The organism is Streptomyces carpinensis, from assembly GCF_002154505.1.
GTDB classification, from domain to species: Bacteria; Actinomycetota; Actinomycetes; order Streptomycetales; family Streptomycetaceae; genus Streptomyces; species Streptomyces carpinensis.
The window spans coordinates 1-951 of the sequence record NZ_MUBM01000655.1 but is presented as its reverse complement, the minus strand read 5'-3'; the positions used below and the strand labels follow the sequence as shown (position 1 = coordinate 951).

The 951-nt window shown below is 69.9% G+C and carries 1 protein-coding gene; it reads left to right on the top strand.

What is annotated here, in order from left to right; genetic code table 11:
* Nucleotides 1-179: 179 nt before the first annotated feature.
* Nucleotides 180-845: a ThuA domain-containing protein gene (locus BZY54_RS47585; protein ID WP_086731496.1), complete on the top strand. Its 666-nt coding sequence runs from the start codon at nt 180-182 to the stop codon at nt 843-845.
* The last annotated feature ends 106 nt before the right edge of the window (nt 846-951 follow it).

The window sequence follows — 951 nt, the reverse complement described above, 5'->3', positions numbered from 1 at the left end:
GCGGCTATCTCTTGATCAGTGACGGCTTGCCGTTGAACAGGGGTTGGACAGCCTCGCTGGGGCCCAATCTTGACGGTGCACAGGGTCTCCGGAGGTGCGCGCCGGGGCTGACCAGGCGGCGTCCGCCCCGACGCCGGTCTGCGACTCGCGCCCCAGGCGCGGTGAGGAGGGATTCCGAGGTGAGTACGCGTAAGGCCCTGGTCGTCCGCGGAGGCTGGGAAGGACACGACCCGGTCGGCTGCACGGAGGTGTTCATGCCCTACCTGGAGCGCGCGGGCTTCGACGTATCGGTCAGCGAGGACCTGACCGTCTACGACGACATGGACCGGCTCGCCGCCACCGACCTCGTCGTGCACTCCTGGTCGGGAGGTGAGCTGAGCGCGAAGCAGGAGGCCAACCTCGTGGGGGCCGTGGAGGCAGGCACGGGCTTCGCCGGGTGGCACGGGGGTGTCATCGGAACGAACGTCGGCAACGCACGCTACCTGCGCATGGTCGGGGGCCGGTTCCTCTGGCACCCGGACGGCTTCCAGGAATTCACCGTGCGCGTCGCCGCTTCGCCGGACCGGGACGGTGAGATCACCAAGGGCATCGAGGACTACGGGGTCGTCACCGAGCACTACTGGGTGCTGACGGACGCTCTCAACACGGTGCTGGCCACGTCCGTGCTCACCCCTTCCACCGGCGGACAGTGGGACGTCCCGGTCGAGTTCCCCGTGGTGTGGACGCGGCGCTGGGGAGCGGGACGGGTGTTCATCTGCACCCTGGGCCACCGAGTCGCGGACCTCGAGGTGCCACAGACGGCGACGATCGTCGGCCGCGGTCTTGAGTGGGCGGCGCGCGCCTGAATTCCGGTGGCGGGAGCCGAACCAGCACGCCGGCACGTCGTGCGTGGTCCCGCGGCGTAGGTGCACGACCGTCGCCAGGAGCCGGTCGACAAGGACCCGCCGGTGC